Source organism: Labrys monachus (assembly GCF_030814655.1).
GTDB classification, from domain to species: Bacteria; Pseudomonadota; Alphaproteobacteria; order Rhizobiales; family Labraceae; genus Labrys; species Labrys monacha.
The window spans coordinates 3,415,461-3,431,966 of sequence record NZ_JAUSVK010000001.1 but is presented as its reverse complement, the minus strand read 5'-3'; the positions used below and the strand labels follow the sequence as shown (position 1 = coordinate 3,431,966).

At 68.0% G+C, this 16,506-nt stretch carries 12 protein-coding genes; 4 read left to right on the top strand and 8 right to left on the bottom strand.

The annotated features are described in order from the left end of the window. Positions 1-149: 149 nt before the first annotated feature. From J3R73_RS15530 to J3R73_RS15500, 7 genes are all read right to left on the bottom strand, one after another. The gene (locus tag J3R73_RS15530; RefSeq protein WP_307428512.1) at positions 150-365 is read right to left on the bottom strand and encodes a hypothetical protein; all 216 of its coding nucleotides are present in this window, start codon (positions 363-365) and stop codon (positions 150-152) included. 704 nt (positions 366-1,069) lie between these two features. Then, positions 1,070-2,734 (bottom strand): GMC family oxidoreductase, encoded by a 1,665-nt coding sequence (locus J3R73_RS15525; RefSeq protein WP_307428510.1) that lies wholly within the window; start codon positions 2,732-2,734, stop codon positions 1,070-1,072. Continuing rightward, positions 2,724-3,356, bottom strand: a complete 633-nt coding sequence (locus tag J3R73_RS15520; RefSeq protein ID WP_307428508.1) for a gluconate 2-dehydrogenase subunit 3 family protein — start codon at positions 3,354-3,356, stop codon at positions 2,724-2,726. Before J3R73_RS15520 ends, J3R73_RS15525 begins: the two co-directional genes overlap by 11 nt. Positions 3,357-3,468: 112 nt before the next feature. Then, positions 3,469-4,437: an ABC transporter permease gene (locus J3R73_RS15515; protein ID WP_307428505.1), complete on the bottom strand. Its 969-nt coding sequence runs from the start codon at positions 4,435-4,437 to the stop codon at positions 3,469-3,471. Next, on the bottom strand, positions 4,434-5,966 hold the full coding sequence (locus tag J3R73_RS15510; protein WP_307428502.1) for a sugar ABC transporter ATP-binding protein: 1,533 nt from the start codon (positions 5,964-5,966) through the stop codon (positions 4,434-4,436). Before J3R73_RS15510 ends, J3R73_RS15515 begins: the two co-directional genes overlap by 4 nt. 185 nt (positions 5,967-6,151) lie before the next feature. After that, the gene (locus J3R73_RS15505) at positions 6,152-7,273 is read right to left on the bottom strand and encodes a substrate-binding domain-containing protein (protein ID WP_307428499.1); all 1,122 of its coding nucleotides are present in this window, start codon (positions 7,271-7,273) and stop codon (positions 6,152-6,154) included. A 66-nt stretch (positions 7,274-7,339) separates the two neighbouring features. After that, complete coding sequence (locus J3R73_RS15500) at positions 7,340-8,179, bottom strand: sugar phosphate isomerase/epimerase family protein (protein ID WP_307428496.1); 840 nt, start codon at positions 8,177-8,179, stop codon at positions 7,340-7,342. 166 nt (positions 8,180-8,345) lie between these two features. On the opposite strand from J3R73_RS15500, the gene J3R73_RS15495 reads away from it, so the two are divergent. The 3 genes from J3R73_RS15495 (at position 8,346) to J3R73_RS15485 (ending at position 12,248) form a co-directional block, all read left to right on the top strand. Next, a complete protein-coding gene (locus J3R73_RS15495; protein ID WP_307428493.1) occupies positions 8,346-9,785 on the top strand; it encodes an ROK family protein in 1,440 nt (479 codons plus the stop codon). Between the two features lie 95 nt (positions 9,786-9,880). Next, positions 9,881-10,951 (top strand): substrate-binding domain-containing protein, encoded by a 1,071-nt coding sequence (locus tag J3R73_RS15490; RefSeq protein ID WP_307428490.1) that lies wholly within the window; start codon positions 9,881-9,883, stop codon positions 10,949-10,951. 259 nt (positions 10,952-11,210) lie between these two features. Beyond that, entirely contained in the window at positions 11,211-12,248 is a 1,038-nt protein-coding gene (locus J3R73_RS15485; RefSeq protein WP_307428487.1) for a zinc-dependent alcohol dehydrogenase family protein, read from the top strand. A 436-nt stretch (positions 12,249-12,684) separates the two neighbouring features. Here the strand turns inward: J3R73_RS15485 and J3R73_RS15480 are convergent, their stop codons facing one another. Beyond that, positions 12,685-13,764, bottom strand: a complete 1,080-nt coding sequence (locus J3R73_RS15480) for a 3-hydroxyacyl-CoA dehydrogenase NAD-binding domain-containing protein (RefSeq protein ID WP_307428484.1) — start codon at positions 13,762-13,764, stop codon at positions 12,685-12,687. Between the two features lie 290 nt (positions 13,765-14,054). On the opposite strand from J3R73_RS15480, the gene ppsA reads away from it, so the two are divergent. Continuing rightward, a complete protein-coding gene (gene ppsA, locus J3R73_RS15475; RefSeq protein ID WP_307428482.1) occupies positions 14,055-16,490 on the top strand; it encodes a phosphoenolpyruvate synthase in 2,436 nt (811 codons plus the stop codon). The last annotated feature ends 16 nt before the right edge of the window (positions 16,491-16,506 follow it).

The window sequence follows — 16,506 nt, the reverse complement described above, 5'->3', positions numbered from 1 at the left end:
CCGCGAACGTTCGAAGCTCCGGCCGAACGTGGCGCCGGGGCGGGAACGCCGCTTCTTTACTTGTTCACGTCATGGCCGGGAGGGCCTTGTCGGGACAGGTCTTCGACGGCCCGCGAGGCGCCGAACCCGTCGGACTTCCGCTTGATTGCTCAAGCCATGGAAGCGTAGGCGCCGTTGAGTTGCATGCGCATGAAGAAGACGTCGATCTCGTTCTCGGCGAGCGTGTCGAGCATGCTGTGGAGATCCTCGCAGATCTCGTGCAGTTCCTGGGCGCCGATCAGGTCACGGCGGCCAGCAAAAGCCACGATGTCCTCGGCGATCATGCTGTGCATGGCGGCACGCTGGCGAGCATCTAGCTGAAGCATAGGTCCCGTCTTTCCTTCCGGTATATTCTATCCATCGGCAGGCACCTTGAAGTATACGAAGGTTACACGGTCTCTGGCAAAGATCTGTCGGGCATTCGGCGATTTCGATGCGGCCGGCGTGAAGCGCTGAAAAATCATTTCGTTCACGGCGGACCACAGCGCGAGGAATGACACCTCACTTACCACCGGCCGGGCTGAAACGCCAGAGTGGAAGCACCAGTATAAAGGCTTAATTCTGGAGAAGGGATCGTGGCTTCGAGCATCAATACCGTCCGGTTGCCGCGATCTGTCGCCCGGCCGGTCCGTTCGGCAGTTCGGCCGGGCCGGCGAGCCTCTCCTCGGCAGTCGAGAATCGCGCCGATACTCCACGGGATCATGATTCGACCACCTTCAGGCTGCCGGTCCCGCCTTCGAAGTGGCAGGCGGACGGGATAGATGATCAAGGCTTCGCCGCCGCAGCGGCTCGCGAGAGGATCGGAATAGGGGCCGGAAGCCTGATTGAAAAGCTGCGGAAGATCATTCCATCCCCTCTCCCGTTGGACCCGCGCCGGGTAACGCTACTCTCGGCATGATCGCGGCACAATCAGGATGTGCGGCTTCTGTATGCGAGGCTTGGGCGCGTCCGGCCCTGCCGGCGCGGCGAGCCGGCGGCGATCGACCGCCGGCCCGGCCGCTCGCAGCGCCGTCGACGCATGCCTTGCCCGCTATCGCTCCGGCGCCGTGCGCGCGCGGCCACGCTCGGCGATGATCCTGTCGGCGACGCGCCAGGCATTCGCCATGATGGTGAGCGTCGGATTGGCGCCGGTGCCGGTCGGGAAGGGGGAGCCGTCGACGGCGTAGAGATTGGCGACCTCGTGCGCCCGGCACCACCGGTCGAGAACGGACGCGTCGGGATCCTTGCCCATCCGCGCCGTGCCGTGCTGGTGGGAGCAGTTGCCGGTGACGCGATCGGCATAGACCTTGGTGATGCCCTTGGCTCCGCTGGCCTGGAGGATGTCGGCGCCGCGGTCGATGAGGTAGCGGCCCTGGTCGAGATCGTTCCTGTGCGGCTTCAGCGTCACCCGCGCCACCGGCAGGCCCCAGGCGTCGACGACCTCGTCGTCGAGGTCGACGCGGTTGTCGTGCTGCGGCATGTCGTGCAGCACCATCGCCACGGCGAGCGAATGGCTGAAATAGTCGCGGTCGATCTTCTTGGCCTCGGCGCCCCAGGACGGCGCGCCCGGAAGGTGCCAGTTGATCGGCAGGGGGATGCCGACGCCCGCGACGGCAACATGGCTGCCGCTGACGAAACCGCGGGACTCGTCGTGGCCGTAATGCTGGAACGTCGAGGCGCTGACATAGCCGCCCCCGGCCCAGGCATAGACCGGGTCGTCATAGGTGCCGACGGCGGCCGAATATTCGTGGAACGTCGCGTTGCGGCCGACGAGGTCGCTGCCGTTGGCGAGGCCGTTGGGGAAGCGGCCGGACCGCGACAGCAGCAGCAGCCGCGCCGTCTCCACCGCGCCGCAGGCCAAGATGAAGATGTCGGCCTCCTGCTCGAAGGTCTCGCCCTGCGCATCCTCATAGACGGCGGCCCTGATATTGCCCTGGCCGTCGAGCACCAGTTCCCGCACATAGGAATCAGGCCGCAGGTCGTAATTGCCGGTCGCGACGGCGTCGGGCACGAACACGTTGAGCGCGGAGGAGCGCGTGCCGGTCGGGTCGCCGTGCTGCTGGGCGAAGGCGCTCACAACCGTGGCGCGGCGGCCGTTGAAGGGGCGGGAGAGGGCGGCCTGCGGGGTCGGGAAGGCGTTCCAGCCCAAGGCCGCGCAGCCCTGGTGGAATTTCTGGGCGTAGCGGGACATCGGCATGGGCGGGCAGGGATAGCCGCCCGATCGCGGCCCCTCGAACCGGTTGGCACCGGCCTGGCCGGACACGCCGAAGGCCCATTCGACCTTCAGATAATAGGGCTCGAGCTCGTCATAGGTGATGGGCCAGTCGGCGAGGGTGGCGCCCGGCAGGTCGCCCGCCACGGTGCGCATGCGGAAATCGTCCGGCGTGAAGCGCGGCAGCCAGCCCTGCCAGTGGACGGTGCCGCCGCCCACCATCTGCGGCACCGGGCAGAACAGGTCGACCCGGGCCTCGTCCGAGGTGTCCCGGCGCCAGGTGCGGGGATTGAGCAGCGGATCGGGCCACAGACTGTAGCGGTTGATATTGGCGAGTTCGTCGCCGCCAAAGGATTCCTTCCGGCGCCAGGGGCCCTTTTCGAGGGCGACGACCTTGACGCCGGCCTCGCACAGCACCTTGGCTGCGGCAGCGCCCGAGGCGCCCGCACCGATGATGACGGCGTCGGTTCGCGCCGGCTTGGACATGCGCCGCTCAGAGGCCATCGTGGAACTCCTTCACTTTCTCGGCCTCGCCGTCGGCAAAATAGGGCAGCGTGGTGTAGCGCCCGGCATGCACCTCGGCGAGCGAGGCCGGACCGGGAAAGCCGATGGTCTTCCAGCCGGCCTGGTTGCGGTTGCCGCCATAGATCGGATCCGCATAGAAGCCCTGGCGCGTATGGGTGACGAGCAGCGGCAGGAAGGGCAGCTCGACCTCGGTCGAGGTCTGCTGCAAAGCGGGCTGGTCCGCCGGCGCGGACGGCGCATCGTCGCCGCCGGACGTCTCGATGGCGCGCAGCACCGCATCCTGGCGCTCCGGCGGCAGGGCGATGAAATCGACGCCGTCCATCGCGCGGGCGCGGGCATCGAGTTCTTCGATGCCGGAGCGATAGGTCTGGCGCATGATCGTCACGCGCCGCATCCAGGCTTCGGCGCTGCGGCCTTCGAGGGTCTCGAAGCCCGAGCCGTCGGGCTTGGCGAAGATGTAGCCGAGCCCCGACAGGTAGCGTTCGAGGAAATCGATGCAGCCGGCCTCGCGGGCGCCGGGGGTGTCGTCGGTCGGGATGATCCGCGCCATCGCCGCCTCGACGGTGGCGCGCTGATGCGCATCGAAGAAAGTATCGGGCATGAAGTCGTCCTTGATACGGGAGTGCTGGAGCGGGAGGAGCTCAGGCTGAGGCGCATGATGCGTCGTGCCCTCGCGGGCGGGGCGGAAGGCCGGCCCGCTCGGACGCATCGCCCTAACGCCGCCGGCGCGTCTGGCTCATCGCCACCGCGACGATGATGATGGCCCCGCGCGCGATGAGCTGCTGGCTGAATTCGAGGCCCATGAGCACGAGACCGTTGTTGATGAGGCCGATCATCAGCGCGCCCATGACGGAGCCGACCACGGTGGCCGTGCCGCCGAACAGGCTGGAGCCGCCGAGGACCGCGGCCGCGATCACCGAGAGTTCGTCGCCTTCGCCGAACTGGAAGCGCCCGGAATGGAGGCGGCCGGCATAGAGCATGCCCGCCAGCGCCGCCGCCAGGCTGGAGAGCATCAGCACACGGAACTTCACCGCGGCGGTGTCGACGCCGGAATAGCGGGCCGAGGTCTCGTTGCCGCCGGTGGCCAGCACGCGGCGCCCGAAGGTCGTGCGCCGCAGCGCGACATGGCCGGCGAGGCCGAGCAGCGCCATCCAGATCAGCAGGCTCGGGACCGGACCGAGATTGCCGCCGCCGAAGATCGCCGCAAAGGTCTTGTCGAGGATGGGGATGGCGGCGGTGCCGCTGATCCACATCGCGACGCCGCGGGCGATCCCCATCATCGCGAGGGTGGTGAGGAAGGAGGGGATGCCGAGGCCGGTGGTCAGCCAGCCATTGGCGGCGCCGACGATCAGCCCGGTACCGAGGCCGCAGGCAATCCCGCCCGGCAGGCCGTAATGGTCGATGCCGATGGCGGTGGCGACGGAGGCGAGGCCGGCGACCGCGCCGACCGACAGGTCGATCTCGGCCGTGCCGAGCACGAAGGTCATCGAAACCGCCATCACCGCGATGATGGCGCTCTGCCTGACGATGTTGAGCAGGTTGTTCGGATCGAGGAAGCCGCGCTCCCCGAGCGTCGCCGCGAAGATGACGAAGATCGCGACGAAGCCGATATAGATGATGAAATCGCGCCAGTTGCGCAGCGCCGATGGCATCTTGCGTGCGCCCAGCCCCGTTTCGGTCATGGTTCGTATCCTCCCCGGGCCTGCTGCATGGCTTCGTTCAATCTCTGCTCGGCGTGGAGGAGAGCGTCGGACGTCCCCGCCGTCGCGGGATCGTCGAGGGCGGCCCGCGCGATGTCGCGCAGGATGCGCCCGTCCGACATCACCAGGATGCGGTCGCAGGCGGCGAGCAGTTCCTGCAGTTCCGACGATATCACCAGCACCGCCTTGCCGGTGCGGGCGAGGTCGCGGATCAGCGCCACGATCTCCGATTTGGAGCCGATGTCGATGCCGGCGGTGGGTTCGTCGAGGATCAGGATGTCCGGGTCGGCGGCGAGCCATTTGGCGATCACCACCTTCTGGGCGTTGCCGCCGGAAAGGCTCGACACCGGCGCCTCGCGGCAGGCGGCCTTGATGCGCAGGCGCCCGATCGAGCCCTCGGCCAGGCGGGCGGAGCGGCGGCGGTCGATCCAGCCTCTCCGCGACAGGCGGCCGAGGTTGGGCAGGGCGATATTGGCCTCCACCGAGTGGAAGGCGACGAAGCCCTGGCGGGCGCGGTCTTCCGGCACCAGGGCGATACCCGCCCGGATGGCGTCCTGCGGACCGGCAATCGATACCGGCGCGCCCCTGACGCGAATCTCGCCCGACACCGCCGGCTCGATGCCGCAGAGCAGGCGCGCGAGCGACGAACGCCCGCTGCCCAGCAGCCCGGCCACCCCCACGACCTCGCCGCGATGCAGGGAGAGGTCGACGCCGGCCGGCTTGAAGCGGCCGGAGAGGCCGCGCGCCTCCAGCAGGATCTCGCCTCGCTTGCCGGTGTCGCGCGTGGCCTCCGAGAACCCGCGCGAGCGCCGCCCGATGATATGGGCGATCATCGATTCGAGGGTGAAATCGGCGAGGGGGGCGGTGACGATGTGCCGGCCGTCGCGCAGGATGGTGGCGCGGTCGGCGATGCGGAAGATCTCGTCCATGCGGTGGGAGACATAGATCACGGCCACGCCCCGTTCGCGCAAGTGCCGGACATAATGGAACAGCCGGTCAACTTCGTTCGACGAGAGCGCGGATGTCGGCTCGTCCAGCACGAGCACCTTGCAGGGCTGGGATGTCGCCTTGACGATCTCGGTGAGCTGGCGCTGGCCGGCCGGGATGTCGGCGACCTTCAGGGCGGGATCGATGGCGACGCCCATGGCGGCGAAGAGTTTCCGCGTCTCGGCGATCGCCGCCTTGTCGTCGATGAGGCCGGAAGCGGTCTTGATCTCGCGTTCGAGGAAGACGTTCTGGGCGACGGTGAGCGTCGGCACCAGGCTCATTTCCTGGAAGGCCATGGCGACGCCGGCCGCACGCGAGGCCTCCGGCGTGAAGGCTGCGAGCCGGACGCCGTCGATCTCGACGGTGCCCGCGCTCGGAGGCTGCACGCCGCGCAGGATTTTCAGGATGGTCGACTTGCCGGCCCCGTTCTCGCCGAGCAGGGCATGGATCTCGCCGGCCCTGACTTCGAGGCTCACCCCGTCGAGCGCCCGCACGGCGTCGAAATGCTTGCTGACATTCGTCATGCGGACGGCTTCGGGAGCGGGAACCATGGGCGTCGCGATTTGCTGGTGGTCAGGGGGTGGTGGGCTCGACGCCAGATTGGAGGGTCGATCACCGATCGACCTCTTCCTTTCGGCAGCCATGGTTCCAGGAAGGGCGATCGGTGATCGCCCTTCCATTCGCGCTCGTTCGTCCATCCCCGCCGCGATCACATGCTCTTCTTGATCTTGTCGGTGACGGGCTTGTGGTAGACCTGCTGCCAGGCGTCGGCGAGGTTGGCCTTGGTCACCGGAAGCGCCGGCAACGCCACATAGGCGGGGGCCTGCTTGCCGAGAAGGCCGTATCCCGCCAGCAAAGCCTCGGTCACGCCCTGGTCGTAGGGACGCTGGGCCGACAGGCCCTTGATGACGCCGTCGCTGGCCATATTGATCGCGACATTCTCGCCGAGGTCGCAATTGGTCACCACGAGGTCGTCCCGGCCATTGGTCGCCGCGGCGGCGATCACGCCTTCGGCGGGCACGTCCCAGACGGCCCAGATGCCCTTGATGCTGCGATGCGACACCAGCATCGCGCCGGCGGCCTTCTCGGCATCGCCCGAAAAGTCCGGGCCGCCGATGCCCTGCTCGGCGACGATGTGGATATCGGGATAGTCCTCGGCGAGCGTCTTCTTCATGGCGTCGTAGCGCTGCCTGGTGACGAAGAAGTCGGCGGCATGGAAGACGACGCCGACGTCGCCCTTGCCGCCGAGGGCCTGCGCCAGGAGATGGGCGGTGGCGACGCCGTTGCCGTAATTGTCGGCGGAGACGACGCTGACATAGTCCTTCCCGGCGACGAAATCCTTCGGCACGTTGTCCATGAAGACGAGCTTGACGCCGGCCGCGGCCGCGGCTTTGTATTCGTTGGCGGTGGCGACCGGATCGGTCGGGATCGAGACGATGATGTTAGGCTTCTGCGCCAGCACCGTCTCGATGTCCGATACCTGCTTGTCCGGCTTGAAGCCGGCATCCGTGGTGGCGATCACCTCGATGCCCATCTTGTCGAACTGGGCCTTCAGCCCTTCGATCTGGGCCTGCGACCAGTCATTGCCGGCATAATGCATGACGATGGCGGCCTTGGCGTGCATGGCCTTGATCTTGGCCAGTTCATCGTCGCTGAGCTTGACCACCGATGCCGATTCCGGCTTTTCACCGTTCGGGCCGAGGCTCATGACGCTCTTGCCGATATTGTCGATGGCGGCCTGGGAATCGAAGGCCTGCGCCGTCGTGGCGGCGAGGCCGGCGCCCAGTGCCAGGCAGAACGCCGTGCCGTGAAGCAGTGCGGATATCCGCATGATCGTTTCTCCCTTATATTGTTTTTGTCGTCGATCTCGCGCGGGCGAGGCCGCCCGCATCCGGTATTACGGATCAGTTTTCATCGCCTCGACTTCGACGAAGGCCCGGCTCTGGCGTGCCGCCCCGGCCGGATCGGGCCAGCTGTCGAGTTCGTTGCAGATCCATCCCTCGTAGCCGACATCCCTGAGCGCCCGGATCACCGCGCCATTGTCGCAGTCGCCGAGGCCGACGGGCGTGAAGGCGAACGGCTCGCGCTGCCAGCCCTTCAGGTGGACATAGGAGATGCGGGCGGCGTGCTCGCGAACCATGGCGGCGACATCGCCGCCGGCCGCGGCCAGATGGGCGGTGTCGGGACAAAAGCCGATGCCGGTCTTGGCGAAGATGGTGCGGACCTCGTCGGGAGTCTCGACGATGGTGGACAGATGCGGGTGATAATGGGCGGCGAGGCCGTGCGCCTGGGCGATCGCCATGACCTCGTCGAGGCCTGCGGCGAGCGCGTCGTAATCGCCCGGCCGGGTGCCGTCGAAGCGCCGCGCGCCGCCACCGACCACGAGATGTTCGGCGCCCAGCGCCTCGGCCGCTGCGGCGGCTCGGGTGACGCGCGCGAGTTCCTCGGGCAGGATATCGGCAAAGATGAAATTGCAGCCGCTGTACAGCGCCACGAGCCTCAGCCCGCTCCGGTCGAGAACGCGGCGCATGGCGGCATAGCCGTCGCCTTCGCCGTCCACCACATTGCCGTCGAAGAATTCGATGCCTTCATAGCCGGCCTCGGCGATCTCGCGGGCCGCCTTCTCCATGTCGCCGAAGGTGCGGTAGGCCAATCGCGTGATCGAGGTCACGCCGACGGCGTCGCCGCCGAGGGGACCCCAACAATTGGCATGATAGGCCAATTTCCACCGGGCCATCGCGCGTTCCCTTCCTCGTCGAGCCGAATTTTTCTTTTGTTTTCTTGAGTCGAACTTATGTTGGTAAAAAACATAAGTCAACGCAGATCGGCATTTTTGCACCTGCGAAACCTTGCGTTATAGTCCGCGCCGTCTCGTCGGGACGCGGATGAAAGGCGGATTCACCGTGGCGAAAGCGGAGTTGCGAAGCGGGCTGCGTATCGGTCGGCGCGCGCCGGACGATGCGGGCCCGGCGGTCTCCGGCACGACCGATCGCGTTCGCGCCCTGGAATCCGAGCGGCAGAGCCTGGCGGCCCTCCTCGACATCCTGCGCAAGGCGGAGGCGGCCACCCGGCTCGACCTCGAACGCGAGGCGCGGCTGGGGCGTGCGGTCGTCGCCGACCGGCTGGCGACGCTCGCCCGTTTCGGCCTGGTCGACGAAGGCGGCGTCGGGCGCTCGATCGGCGGCCGCGCCCCGCGCCTCCTGCGCTTCCGTGCGGAGGCGGGCAGGCTCCTGGTCGCCAACATCCATCGCGGCACGATCGGCGTCGGCCTGGCCGACCTGGGCGGCAGGCTGATCACCGAGCATTACGAGGATATCGATCTCGCCATTTCCGCCGATGCGCTGTTCGAGCGGCTGGAGCAGCTCTTCAGCTGGCTCCTGGACCAGGTCGGCATGCCCGATCTGTGGGGCATCGGCCTCGGCATTCCCGGCCCGGTCGAATCCCAGGAGGGGCCGCCGCTGGCGATCCCCAGGCTGGGCGCGACGCCCGAATGGGAGAGCGCGCGGCTGATCGAGCGTCTCGTCTGTCGCTTCGGCGTGCCCGCCTGGGTGCGGGGCGCGGTGCAGATGGAGACCATGGGCGAGCTCGGCACCGTGGCGCCGGAGCTCGGCCGCGACATGGTGTTCGTGGATCTTGGCACCGAGATCAGCGCCGGCGTCGTCTCCAACGGTCGTCTGCATCGCGGGGGGCAGGGGACTGCCGGCCAGATCGGTCACGTCTATGCCGGCGAGGGCCATATGGCGATCTGCGGCTGCGGCAATACGGGCTGCCTGGAAACGGTGGCCGGCTGCGAGGCGGTGGTCGTACAGGGCCTGCAGGCCGCCCGCCGGGGACATAGCCGCGCGCTCGCCGACATCCTCGAACGCAATGGCGGCATCACGGTGGCCGATATCGGCACCGCCGCCCGCCTCGGGGACCCGTTCTCGGCCGATCTCCTGGCGCGATGCGGCCGCCTCGTCGGCACCGTGCTGGCGACGCTGGTGAACCTGCTCAACCCCTCAATGGTCGTCGTCGGCGGCGAACTGGCGCTGACCGGCGACATCTGCATCGCCGCCATCCGCGAAGGCATCTATCGCCACTCGCAACCCTTGCTGACGCGCGATCTCGGCATCGTGCGATCCCGCATGGGCCGCTCCTCCGGGTTGGCCGGCGCCACCAAGGTGGTGGCGGAGGAGATCTTCGCGCCGGCCTTCATGGAGGGGTGGATCACCGCCGGCTCCCCCCTGGCGCATCCCGACGTCCTCCGCCTCCTCGAGGCGGCGCGAAAAGCCTTGACGGCAGGGAGCGGGAGAACGGGGCCGGCGCCGTCCGCGCGGACCTTCCCGATCGGCGCGCCGAGATGACCTTGGCCGCGCATGCATTCCCAAGGATCGAGGTGTCCTCTAGGCTTGCGGCCGAGGCTGTCGCACAGAACGCAGCCAGCACGGGGCGGAACAGCATGCAGGACAAGGGCAGGGACGGGCCGGCGCCATCGCCTTTCGCCGGGGAAAGCCCGTCCGCGCAGCAGGCCCCAGCGGTCGCCGGCCTCGGTCCGCATGGCGAACGGCCGGCCACGCCGGACCAGATCGACCTGTCGCCGGAAGCCCTGGCGCGCGCCCGGACGGGCGGGCTGCGGGTTTCCATCGTGCTTCACACCATAACGTCGGACTGGTCCCGCCGGCAGATCGCCGGGATCGAGGCGGAACTGCGCCGGGTCGGCGCAGTCGTCGACGACGTCGTTGGCTGCTCCTACGATGCGTCGACCCAGGTGGCGGCCATCGAGCGGGTCATCCGCCGGCGGCCCGATGCGGTGATCAGCATCCCCGTCGCCGGTGCCGCCGTTGCGCAGGCCTTCCGCAAGGTGTCGTCGGCCGGCATCCGGCTCATCCTGCTCGACAACGCGCCCTCCGGCCTCCTGCCCGAGATGGATTACGTCACCGTCGTCTCCTGCGACAATTTCGGCCTGGGCCAGATCGCCGCCGGCCTCCTGTCACCCCATGTTCCCCAGGGCGGGGCGGTCTGCGTCCTCGCCTACAAGCTCGATTTCTTCGCGACCGCGCAGCGCGAGATCGCCTTCAATCGATGGATGCGGCGCGAGCGGCCCGACGTCGCGCTGAGCCAGCTGAAGTTCGAGAGGCCGTCGGAGGCCGGGGCCGTGATCGCGCCGCATCTCGACCGGCATCCCGGCCTCGACGGTCTCTTCGTCGTCTGGGACGAGCCGGCGGTGGAATCGCTCGCCGTCCTCGAGGGCAGGCCGCGGCGGCCGGTGATGACGACCGTCGATCTCGGCGCCGGCGTGGCGGCGGCGCTGGCCGCCGGCCGTATCGTCAAGGGCGTCGCTGCCCAGCGTCCCTACGAGCAGGGAAGGGCGGCCGCGACGGCCGCCGTCGCGTCCCTCTGCGGCCACGCCGTGCCGCCCTGGATCGTGCTGCCGGGCCTCGGGGTGACGGCCGGGAACGTCGCGCAGGCCTATGAGATGGTCGGCGGCGCACCGACCTCGCCGGAACGGCTCGCGGTCGGCCGGGAATAGGCCGGCGCAGGGCACCGCGGCGCTTCTGCAGCCGCATCGGACGCCCGGCGTCGCGAGACCGCGTGACCATATCTGGCTCGGAGCCGACGCCACCGATCCTCTCCTCACCCGGCTATCGCAGCATGAGGGCACCATTCGCGGCTGCGTTTGATGCAGATCATTGCGGCTCGCGACGCGCCGTCGTCCCTTCGCGGCTCCGGGAGCTTCCGTGCCGATCGGCTATTGCCGGCTTCCGGATGCACAATGGCAGGAGGATATCATGAAGGCCCTTGTTTACCGTGGTCCCGGATCGAAAGCGCTCGAGGACCGTCCCAAGCCCGAGATCCAGGCGCCGAGCGATGCGATCGTCAGAATGGTGAAGACCACGATCTGCGGCACCGACCTCCACATCCTCAAGGGCGATGTCGCCACCTGCAAGCCCGGGCGCATTCTGGGCCATGAGGGCGTCGGCGTCGTCGAGGCGGTCGGCGCCGGGGTCACGGCCTTCCGGCCGGGAGACCGGGTGCTCCTTTCCTGCATTTCCTCCTGCGGCAAATGCGAATATTGCCGGCGGGGGATGTATTCCCATTGTACGACCGGCGGCTGGATCCTCGGCAACGAGATCGACGGCACGCAGGCCGAATATGTCCGCACGCCCCATGCCGACACCAGCCTCTATCCCATCCCGGAAGGGGCGGACGAAGAGGCGCTGGTCATGCTGAGCGACATCCTGCCCACCGGCTTCGAATGCGGCGTCCTCAACGGCAAGGTGGCGCCGGGCTCGACGGTGGCGATCGTCGGTGCCGGACCGGTGGGCCTGGCCGCGCTGCTGACGGCGCAATTCTATTCGCCGGCGCAGATCATCATGATCGACCTCGACGACAACAGGCTCGGCATCGCCCGCCAGTTCGGCGCGACCCATACCGTCAACAGCGCGGACGGCAAGGCGGCGGAAACCGTCAAGGCGCTGACCGGCGGCAAGGGCGTCGATGCGGCGATCGAGGCCGTCGGCGTGCCCGCGACGTTCCTGATCTGCCAGGACGTGGTCGCGCCCGGCGGTATCATCGCCAATGTCGGCGTGCACGGCCAGAAGGTCGACCTGCATCTGGAGACGCTGTGGTCGCAGAACATCGCCATCACCACCCGGCTGGTCGATACGGTGACCACGCCGATGCTGCTCAAGACGGTCGAAGCCCGGAAGATCGATCCGACGCGGCTGATCACCCACCACTTCAAGCTGGACGAGATACTCGATGCCTACGACACCTTCGGCCGCGCCGCCCAGACGCAGGCGCTGAAGGTGATCATCAGCATGTAGGAGATCGAACCTTCCGAGGCGTGGTCGAGGTGATTGCTGCAAGCGCCTCGACCACGCCTCGTCCGTCATGTGAGATCCGACCGCGGGACATCGATCGGCGGCGAAAGCTTCGGCGAGGCGCCGGCGGAAGTCGTCGCCGCTTCCGGGCGGATGAGGCTGCGGGCGCAAGAAGCATCCCAAGAAGCATCCCCGGTGGCGGCCTTCGTCCTCGAAGGGCGCGCACGGGACCGTCGGCGGAAGCGGCTTCTTCCTCCTCTTCCCGCGGAGGGATCCCGGATCTGCGATGCATCACGCAGGTTGCATCACGCAGGTGCTGCATCGCCTCCGGAATGACCCGTCGTTTCCAAATGCGATTGCCCCGCACCGCCGGGATGCGATGGAACCCAGCCGTCGAGGCGCGCCGAGCCGTAGAGACCCGACCGGGCAGGGGCCTCGACTATTCGCCGGCCTTGGGGTTCGGCGTGATGTCCTGCTCCGGCAGCTCGCGGGTGACGGAGAGCGCATCGCTCGCCGGAAAGGTCTCGTCGAGCCTCGCCTCCACGCGCTCCCTCTCCCTGGCTGCCTCGAGCTTGGCGGCGGCGTTCCGGCGCAGGACGATGATCTGCTCCAGAAGGCCGTCGCGCCAGCGCTCCAGTTCGGCGATCGACTGTCCGTCCGCTTCCTCATCGACGCCTTCCACCAGGCGGCGCTGCAGGTCGTCCGTCATGGTCGGAGAGCCGAGATCCGTCCACCAGCTTTCGACGGCGGGAAGGAGATGACGGAGGAAATGGTTCATGCCGCCGGCGCCGCCGCCGAGATGAAACGTCATATGGGGGCCCATCAGGGCCCAGCGGAGCCCCGGACCTTCGCTGACCGCCGCATCGACGTCCGCCACCGATGCCACGCCCTCCTGGACGAGATAGATCGCTTCCCGCCAGAGAGCCGCCTGGAGCCGGTTGGAGACGTGACCCGGAACCTCCTTGCGGATTTCGATCGGATGCTTGCCGGCCGCCCGATAGAAGGCCATCGCCCTGTCGATCGCCGCGCGGCTCGCCTTCGTCCCGCCGACCACTTCCACGAGGGGAATGAGATGGGGCGGATTGAAGGGATGGCCGATGATGCACCGTTCGGGGAAACGGCATCCTTCCGAGAGCCGGCTGACGAGGAGGCCGGACGAGCTGGATGCGATGACGACGTCCGGCGACAGGACGGCATCGATCAGCGGCAGCAGCTTCTGTTTCACGTCATACCGTTCGGGCGTGCTCTCCTGGACGAAGTCCACGCCGGCGACCGCGGCGGCCGGATCGGCCTCGAAACGCCAGGCCGTCGGGTCGGCGTTCGGCGAGGTGCCGAGCGCCGTCAGCGCCGGCCACGCCTCCGCAATCATTCGCCGCACGCCGTCGGCCGCTCCCGGCGCCGGATCGCTCACCACGACATCCAGCCCCCGTGCCAGGAAGCAGGCGGCCCAACTCGCGCCGATGGTGCCGGCCCCGATCACGGCGACACGCCGAACGTCGGCATTGGATGTACTGTTCATCGCGTATTCCTCGATCCGAGCCCCCCGGGTTGCATCCTCGTTCGAGAGCGTCGCGGCGGCTCTCCGCGTTCCGACGAGCTAGACGCCGCGGCGTGCCGCTCGGCGTTGATTTCCATCAAGGTCCGGTCGCGTTCGATGGGGAAGGGCAGCCGGATCGCTCGAGGAAATCAGAGTGCCCGGAGCGGCATCCGTGCCGAGAGCTCCGCGGATTCCCCGCCTTGACGCAGATCAAGAGAGGACTTCGGGAATCCGGGCATCGTGGCTCGAATTGGGAATATGGAGCCCCGCTCATGACCGATCCCTCCTCCGTCACTGCTTCGTCAGGCTATATTCGCTGGTTCGACAGTCTTCGACTCGAGGATGTTCCGCTGGTCGGGGGGAAGAACGCGTCTCTCGGCGAGCTCTATCGCGAGCTCGCGGCTCGAAATGTCCTCGTGCCGAACGGCTTCACGCTGACCGTCAAAGCCTATTACGACGCGCTCCAGAGCGCGGATGCCTGGCCTGCCCTGCATGCCTTGCTGGACGGACTGGACCTCGGCGACATCGCCCTGCTGGCCAGTCGTGCGGAGGAGGCCCGCCGGATCGTCTATCGGGCGACCGGCAGCGAGGCGCTCCGCGCGCAGATCGCCGCCGCCTATCGCCAGCTCGAGGCGCAGTACGGGCCGGGCGTCGCCGTGGCGGTGCGCAGCTCGGCAACGGCGGAGGACCTCCCGACGGCGAGCTTCGCCGGCCAGCACGAAAGCTTTCTCAACATCTCCGGCGCCGACGACCTGTTCGAGGCTTGCCGCCGCTGCTTCGCCTCGATCTTCACCGACCGGGCGATCGTCTACCGGGTCAACAACCAGTTCGATCACTTCAAGGTCGGCCTTTCGGTCGGCGTGATGAAGATGGTCCGGTCGGACCGGGCGTCGAGCGGCGTCATCTTCACGCTCGATACGGAATCGGGGTTTCGCGACGTCGTCTTCATCACCGGCTCCTACGGTCTCGGCGAGAACGTCGTGCAGGGCAAGGTCGATCCGGACGAGTTCTTCGTCCACAAGCCGACCTTCCGGCAGGGGCATCGCGCCGTGCTGCGCCGCGTTCTCGGCACCAAGCAGCTCACGATGACCTGGAAGCAGGGACATACGGGCTCGACGACGCAGGACGAGCCGACGCCGCCGGAGCGCAGGGAGCGTTTCTGCATCGCCGATGACGACGTCCTCTCCCTGGCGGATTACGCCCTCGCCATCGAGGATCACTATTCCCGCCGCGCGGGCCGCCCGACCCCGATGGACATCGAATGGGCCAAGGATGCCGATGACGGGAAACTCTACATCGTCCAGGCCAGGCCGGAGACGGTCGCCTCGCGCAAGTCCGGCACCGTTCTGGAGACCTACACGCTGACCGGTCAGGGACGGGTCCTGGCGAGCGGGAAGGCGATCGGCGAGAAGATCGGGCAGGGCGTGGTCCGCGTGGTCCGCTCCGCCGCGGACCTCGCATCCTTCCAGCCCGGCGAGATCCTGGTGACCTCGTCCACCAGCCCCGATTGGGAACCGGTGATGAAGATGGCCTCGGCGATCGTCACGGACCGGGGCGGGCGCACCTGCCACGCCGCCATCGTCGCGCGCGAACTGGGGGTGCCGGCCGTGGTCGGAACCGACACCGCGACCGCCGTTCTCCAGACCGGCGCCCGCGTCACCGTATCCTGCGCAGGCGGGGAGGCGGGGGCGGTCTATGAGGGCGATGTCGCGTTCGAGGTCGCGCGGGCGGACATGCGCGATCTCACCCTGCCGCGTACCGGCATCATGGTGAATCTCGGCAATCCCGATCTCGCCTTCCGGACCGCGATGATGCCCAATGCCGGCGTGGGCCTCGCCCGGATGGAGTTCATCATCGGCGAGCATATCGGCGTTCACCCGATGGCGCTGGCGCATCCCGAACGCGTGTCGGCCGACGATCAGGCGCGCATCGCCGCGCGGGCCGTCGCGTTTTCCTCGCCGCGCGACTATTTCGTCCGGACCCTCGCCGAAGGGATCGGCACGATCGCCGCCGCCTTCCACCCCAGGCCCGTGATCGTCCGCCTGTCGGATTTCAAGACGAACGAATATGCCCGCCTCCTCGGCGGTGCGCCGTTCGAGCCGCAGGAGGCCAATCCGATGCTGGGCTTTCGCGGTGCGTCCCGCTATGCCCATCCGGCCTATGCCGACGGCTTCGCGCTCGAATGCGAGGCCCTCAGCCACGTTCGCGAGGTCATGGGGCTGACCAATCTGGTCGTCATGGTGCCGTTCTGCCGCCGCGTGGCGGAAGCCCGCCAGGTGCTGGACGCAATGGCGCGCAATGGCCTCGCGCAGGGGAAGAACGGACTCGAAATCTATGTGATGTGCGAGATTCCGAACAATGTCGTCCAGGTCGACGCCTTCGCCGCCGTGTTCGACGGCTTCTCGATCGGCTCCAACGACCTCACCCAGCTCACGCTCGGCGTCGATCGCGACTCGGACATGCTCGCCTTCGATTTCGACGAGCGCGATCCCGGCATGCTCCAGATGCTGCGCCTTGCCGTCGAGGGGGCCAGGCGCAATCACCGCAAGGTCGGCATTTGCGGGGAGGCGCCCGCCAATTTTCCCGACCTTGTCGGCTTCCTGGTCGAGATCGGCATCGACTCGATCAGCGTCAACCCGTCCAGCCTGCTGCGCACCATCGGCGTCGTGCAGAAGGCGGAGGAAGAGCGCGCCAGGCGGGCGGCATAGGAGCGGGTCTGCGGCG